Below are 6,081 nucleotides of genomic sequence, written 5' to 3'. Positions count from 1 at the left end.
CTTCGGGCAGGCCATACGGTGGGGGAACCGAGGCCCTCCACTTGTAGGTGACACCTACCGCGCGCTCCGCGCGCGAACCACCGCGCTGCGCGCGTTGAGAAGCGGCGTCGGGTCGGACTGGAGGGCGGTTCAGCGCCGCCGCCAGAGCAGCCAACCCAGGTACACCCCGCCCAAAGCCCCAGTCGCCACACCCACCGGCAGATTCCCCGCGAACCGCTGCGCCGTGAAATCCGCCGCCAGCACCAACAACGCCCCAGCCCAAGCCGCAGGCAACAACCCGGCCCCCGCCGACCGAGTCAGCCGCTTGGCCACCTGCGGCGCAACCAACGCCACGAACGCAATCGGCCCAGCCGCCGCCGTGGCCACCGCGCACGCCGCAGTCCCGACGATCAACAAATACACCCGACTGCCCTCAACCGGCACACCCAACGCCCGCGCAGTCTCGTCACCCATCTCCAGCATTTCCAGCCACCGCGCCCCGAACAACAGCGCCGGCACCAGCACCGCCAGAGCCACAACCGGCGGCCACAATTGGGGCCAACCCAAGTTGTTCAGGCTCCCCGTCAGCCACACAGTCGCCCGGGTCACATCCGCAACCCCGGCGTTGACGATCAGGTAGAAGTTGACCGCCTGCAAGATCGCGCTGATCCCGATCCCAACGAGCACCAACCGCAACCCGCGCACCCCCCGCTGCCACGCCAGCACATACACCAGCACAGCAGTCACCAGGCCGCCCAACAGCGCACCCAGGGACACTGAAGTGGCACTACCCCCGAACACCAGGATCACCAACAGGCCACCGGTAGCGGCGCCGTAGTTGAAGCCGATGATGTCCGGGCTGCCCAAAGCGTTGCGCGACAAACTCTGGAACACCGCGCCGCTCATGCCCAAAGCCGCGCCCACCGCCAACGCGATCAGCACACGCGGCAGACGCAGGTCCAGCACAGCAAAATTGGTGATGCGGCTGCCGTTGCCCAGCAAAGTCCGCACCACATCAAGCGGCGCGACGGGGATGGCTCCCGTGCCCAACGCCAGCACGCCGATAACGAAGATCACCGCCACCAGCACCGTGGAAACGGCGAACGAGCGCTGAGTCATGCCCGCGCCCTCCCACGCCGTACCAACCACAAGAACACCGGCGCGCCCAACAACGCCGTCACCACGCCGACGTCGATCTCCTCGCGCGCCATGACCCGCCCGAGCACGTCGGCCAGCAACAGCAGCACCGGGGCCAGCACCGCGCAATACAGCACAACCCACCGCTCATCCGGCCCGGTGAACGTCCGCACCATGTGCGGCACGGCCAACCCGACGAACACCAAAGGCCCCACGGCCGCCGTAGCCGCGCCGGCCAGCAGTGTGATCGACACCAACGTCAGCAACCGTGTCCGCCCCAGGTGCGCGCCCAAAGCCTTCCCGGCCTCGTCACCCAGTGACATCGCGTTCAACGGCCGACCCATAGCCAACGCGATCAGCAAACCGACCGCCAAGAACGGCAAGACCTCGACCAACGTGGTCCACCCGGCCCGCTCCAACGACCCGACGGTCCAAAACCGCATCTGGTCCAAAGCCTGCTGGTCAAGCAGGATCACCGCCTGCGTGATGCCGGTGAGCGCCGCCGAAACGGCCGCGCCGGCCAACGCCAACCGCACCGGCGAAGCGCCACCACGTCCGGCGATGGCGTACAGGGCGACGCCCGCGAGTGCCGCGCCGCCGAACGCGCACCACACGAACGCCCGCAGGTCGGTCAACCCGAACACGCTGATGGCCAGGGCAGCCGCAGTCGAGGCGCCCGCGTTCACGCCGAGCAGACCGGGATCGGCCAATGGGTTGCGCGTCAACGCCTGCATCAACGCCCCGGCCACCCCGAGAGAGGCGCCGACCGCAATGCCGATGAGCGTGCGCGGGACCCGCAGCTCCCACACCACGAATGCGGAGTCCGAGCCGTCCCGCTGGAACAGCACGTCCAGCACCGTCCCCAACGGGATCGACCGAGACCCGACGGCGATGCTCAGCAAAGCCACCGCAACCAGCGCGACCAGCCCGCACACCAGGCCGAAGGCACGGCGGTTCGGTGCGGAGACAAGTGCGGTGACGGGTGCGGTGACGCTCACCCGGCGGACCCGGTGAGCCGGCGCACCAGCTCGACCTTGCTGACCTTGCCGACCTTGGTCAGCGGGAAGGACTCCAGCGCCTCCAACCGGTCGGGCAGCTTGTAGGAGGCGACGCCGCGCTCCCGCAGGAACGCCGTGACCTGGCGCAGCGTCGGAGCTTCACCCTTGGGCACGATGAAAGCGCACGTCCGCTCGCCCATGACCTCGTCGGGCATCCCGACGACCGCCGCGTCGTGGACAGCCGGGTGTGCGAGCAGGTGGTTCTCCAGCTCCTCGGCGGGGATCTTCTCGCCACCCCGGTTGATCTGGTCCTTGCGCCGGCCCTCGACCACCAGGTGCCCGGACGGCAGCTGACGCACGACGTCCCCGCTGCGGTAGAAGCCGTCGTCGGTGAACGCGCGGGCGTTGTGCGCCTCGGCCTTGTAGTAGCCGCGCAGGGTGTACGGACCGCGCGTCAGGAGCTCGCCGCTCTCGCCGGGCGCGACCGGGGAGCCGTCCTCGTCGACGATCAGCACCTCGTCCGCCGGGCACAGGGGAGCGCCCTGGGTGGTGGTCTTCAGCTCGTCGGAGTCGTCCAGGCGGGTGAAGTTCAGCAGTCCCTCGGCCATGCCGAACACCTGCTGGAGGTCGCAGCCCAGGGTCTCCCGGACCCGGGAGGCGGGTTCGGCGTTGAACTTCGCGCCGCCGACCTGGAGCAACTCCAGCGACGACAGGTCGGCGTCCATGAACTCCACGACGTCCATCCACAGCAGCGCGATCGGCGGCACGACCGCCGTGACGGTGACCCGTTCGCGCTCGACCAGCTCGAACACGGTGTCCGCGCTGGGGTCGGGTGCGAGGACGACGGTGCCGCCGGTGGCCATCGCGCCCAGCAGGCCGGGGGAGGCCAGGGCGAAGTTGTGGGCGGCGGGCAGGGCGACCAGGTAGACGGTCCGCTCGCTGAACCCGGACACCTCGGCGCTCGCGCGCGCGTTGTAGAGGTAGTCGTTGTGGCTGCGGGGGATGAGCTTCGGGGTTCCGGTGGTGCCGCCGGAGAGCAGGAACAACGCCGGGGCCACCGGGTCGGGGGCGGGCAGCTCGACGGGCTCGGCCTCGGGCAAAGCATCGAACTCGGCCGGGTCGCCGACGACGAAGACGTGCCGCAAGGTCGGCACCGCCTTGCGCACGGTCCGCGCCAGCTCGCGGTAGTCGAAGTCGCCGTCGGAGTCGGCGATGAAGTACGCGACCGCGTCGCTCAGCTCGCACAGCGGCACGATCTCGCTCTCGCGGTGCGCGGGCAGGGCGAGCACGGGCAGCACGCCGACCCGCAGCAGCGCGAAGAACAGCGCCACGAACTCGGGGACGTTGGGGAGTTGCACCACAACGCGTTCCTGAGCCTCAAGGCCCAGGCCGTGGAGCCCGGAGGCGATGCGGTCGGCCCACGCGTCCAGCTCGGCGTAGGTCCAGCGGGTGCCGTCGGCGGCCACGAGCGCGGTCCGCTCGGGGTGCCGGTGCGCGCCGCCGCGCAGCAGCTCGTCCAGGGGCTGGTCGGTCCAGTACCCCTCCGCCCGGTAGCGCTCCACCAGCTCACTGGGCCAGGGCACACAGCCGTCCAGCATCGTCGACTCCCTAGATCGCCTCGCGAAAGTTAGGTTAGGCTAGCCGACATACTGGAGGGAAGGTGCCGTGCGCCTCGGCGAACTCGTGATCGACATCTCACCCCTGCGCACGGACCCCGCCTACCGGCTGGTCTTCGCCGCGCAGACGGTGACCGTGCTGACCACCGCGTTGACCAACGTCGCGATCAACCTGCACGTCTACCAAATCACCGGCTCCTCGGTCCAGGTGGGCCTGGTCGGCCTGGTGTTCGGCGCGGCGCTGCTGGTGGGGTTGCTCGCCGGGGGCGTGCTGGCCGACCGGGTGGACCGGCGCAAGCTCATCCTGGGCTCGCGCGGGGTCGTGGCGGTGGTGCTGGCCGGGTTGGCGGTGAACGCGGCGAGCCCGTCGCCTTCGCTGTGGTTCGTCTACCTGGCCGCGGCCCTCGCGGGCGCGGTCGCCGGGTTGGGCGGGTCGGCGCTGATGGCCGTGATCCCGACCTTGGTCTCGCCCGCGCACATCACCGCCGCCGGCGCGCTGATCACGTTGACCAGCCAGTTCGGCGCGATGGTCGGGCCGTCGATCGCGGGTGTCATCGCGTCGGGGCCGGGCGTGGCGGCGTGCTTCGCGATCGACGCCGTCGGGTACGTGGCGGCGGTGGCGTTGCTGTGGCGGTTGCCGGCGCTGCGCGCGGAGTCGGCGGACGAGGCGCAGCAGCACCCGTTGCGGTCGTTGGCCGAGGGCTGGAAGTTCGTGCGGGGCAACGCGGTCGTGCGCGGCCTGCTGGTGATCGACCTGTGGGCGATGGTCTTCGCGATGCCGTACGCGCTGTTCCCGCAGATGGCCGACGAGGTGCTGGGCGGCGGCGCGTACACCGTGGGCCTGCTGTTCACCGCGCCGGCCGTGGGCGCGTTCGTCGGCGGGTTGTTCAGCGGGTGGACCGGGCGGTTCCGGCACAGCGGGCGGGCGCTGATCGCGTCCGTCCTGCTGTGGGGCGTGTCGATCACCGCGTTCGGGCTGTCCGGGAACCTGTGGTTGGCGTTGCTGTGCCTGGTGGTCGCCGGTGTCGGTGACACGACCTCGGAGATCCTGCGACGCGCGTTGTTGCAGCACCACACCCCGGACCGCTTGCAGGGCCGGGTGAGCAGCCTGTGGCTGGCGCAGGCGACGTGCGGCCCGGCGGTGGGCAGCGCGGAGGCCGGTCTGGCGGCGCGGCTGCTCGGACCCGGGCTCGGGATCGCCGCCGGCGGTGTCGTGTGCATCCTCGGCGTGTGCCTGGTGGCCCTGACCATGCCCGGTCTGCGCCGGGCCGACCTGCGAGGGGAACCGTGGGCGTCGCAAGCCTCAACGGCCTGACGATCTCCTACGACGACACCGGTTCCGGCGAGCCGGTCGTGCTGGTGATGGGCACCGGCGCCACCGGCCGGGTGTGGCACCTGCACCAGGTGCCCGCGCTGGTCGAGGCCGGGTACCGGGCGATCACCTTCGACAACCGGGGGATCACGCCGTCCCCGCCCGGGTTCACCATCGACGACCTGGTCGCCGACACCGCCGCGTTGATCGAGCACCTGGACCTGGGGCCGTGCCGGCTGGTCGGGACGTCGATGGGCGCGCAGGTGGTCACCGAGCTGGCGCTGGCGCGGCCGGACCTGGTCTCGCAGGCGGTCATGATGGCCACGCGCGGGCGTCCGGACGTCATGCGCGCGGCGATGGGCGCGGCGGAGCGCGAGTTCCGGGACTCCTCGGTGGTGGTGCCGCCCCGGTACGAGGCGGTGAACCGGGCGCTGCGCAACCTGTCCCCGCGCACGCTCAACGACGACGAGGCCGTGCAGCAGTGGCTGGACCTGTTCGAGCTGTCGCCGATCCTGTGGACGCCGGGTCTGCGGGGCCAGCTCGACCTGGACATCACCGGCAACCGCCTGGACGCCTACCGGGAGATCCGCACGCCGTGCCTGGTGATCGGGTTCGCCGACGACGTCCGGCTGCCCGCGCACCTGGGCCGCGAGGTGGCCGACGCGATCCCGACGGCGGAGTTCGTGGTGCTGGAGGGCTGCGGGCACTACGGCTACTTGGAAAGACCCGACGAGGTCAACGCCGCGATTCTCACCTTCTTCGCCGCTGGACACCCTTAGTCTGACCTTACTAAGGTAAGCCTCAGTTAACTTCTCGCACTGGAGGCTTGCCGTGACGAACCCCTTCGACGACGACAGCGGGCGCTTCTACGCGCTGGTCAACGACGAGGGTCAGTACTCCCTGTGGCCCACCTTCGCCGAGGTGCCCGCCGGGTGGCGGGTCGTGTTCGGCGAGGACTCGCGGGAAGCGTGCCTGGCCCACATCGAGGCCAACTGGGTGGACATGCGACCGCGCAGCCTGGTCGAGAGCGAGCGCTGAC

The 6,081-nt window shown here is 70.5% G+C and carries 6 protein-coding genes; 3 read left to right on the top strand and 3 right to left on the bottom strand.

Going from position 1 to position 6,081, the window contains the following annotated elements:
* Window positions 1-129: 129 nt before the first annotated feature.
* From WBN91_RS25070 to WBN91_RS25060, 3 genes are read right to left on the bottom strand one after another with little or no spacing between them, the layout of a single operon-like run.
* Window positions 130-1,098 (bottom strand): FecCD family ABC transporter permease, encoded by a 969-nt coding sequence (locus WBN91_RS25070; protein ID WP_337726834.1) that lies wholly within the window; start codon window positions 1,096-1,098, stop codon window positions 130-132.
* Entirely contained in the window at window positions 1,095-2,114 is a 1,020-nt protein-coding gene (locus WBN91_RS25065) for a FecCD family ABC transporter permease (RefSeq protein WP_337726833.1), read from the bottom strand. Before WBN91_RS25065 ends, WBN91_RS25070 begins: the two co-directional genes overlap by 4 nt.
* The gene (locus tag WBN91_RS25060) at window positions 2,111-3,712 is read right to left on the bottom strand and encodes a (2,3-dihydroxybenzoyl)adenylate synthase (RefSeq protein ID WP_337726832.1); all 1,602 of its coding nucleotides are present in this window, start codon (window positions 3,710-3,712) and stop codon (window positions 2,111-2,113) included. Before WBN91_RS25060 ends, WBN91_RS25065 begins: the two co-directional genes overlap by 4 nt.
* A gap of 67 nt (window positions 3,713-3,779) precedes the next feature.
* Between WBN91_RS25060 and entS the strand changes: the two genes are divergently transcribed.
* The 3 genes from entS to WBN91_RS25045 are packed head-to-tail and all read left to right on the top strand — an operon-like array spanning window position 3,780 to window position 6,080.
* Window positions 3,780-5,045 carry an enterobactin transporter EntS gene (gene entS / locus WBN91_RS25055; protein WP_337726831.1) on the top strand — a complete coding sequence of 422 codons (1,266 nt, stop codon included), beginning with the start codon at window positions 3,780-3,782 and terminating at the stop codon, window positions 5,043-5,045.
* Window positions 5,018-5,821 carry an alpha/beta fold hydrolase gene (locus WBN91_RS25050; RefSeq protein WP_337726830.1) on the top strand — a complete coding sequence of 268 codons (804 nt, stop codon included), beginning with the start codon at window positions 5,018-5,020 and terminating at the stop codon, window positions 5,819-5,821. The genes entS and WBN91_RS25050 overlap by 28 nt, the downstream gene beginning before the upstream one ends.
* A 52-nt stretch (window positions 5,822-5,873) precedes the next feature.
* On the top strand, window positions 5,874-6,080 hold the full coding sequence (locus WBN91_RS25045) for an MbtH family protein (RefSeq protein ID WP_121218549.1): 207 nt from the start codon (window positions 5,874-5,876) through the stop codon (window positions 6,078-6,080).
* Window position 6,081 lies beyond the last annotated feature (1 nt).

Source organism: Saccharothrix sp. CCNWYY140, from assembly GCF_037401995.1.
Lineage (GTDB): Bacteria > Actinomycetota > Actinomycetes > Mycobacteriales > Pseudonocardiaceae > Actinosynnema.
Note: the sequence above shows the minus strand (reverse complement) of the source record. Positions and strands in the feature narration are given on the sequence as shown.

Excerpts from the sequence above, each read along its gene's own strand:
- WBN91_RS25060 (WP_337726832.1), bottom strand. The coding sequence starts at position 3,712 with ATGCTGGACGGCTGTGTGCCCTGGCCCAGTGAGCTGGTGGAGCGCTAC.
- WBN91_RS25070 (WP_337726834.1), bottom strand. The coding sequence starts at position 1,098 with ATGACTCAGCGCTCGTTCGCCGTTTCCACGGTGCTGGTGGCGGTGATC.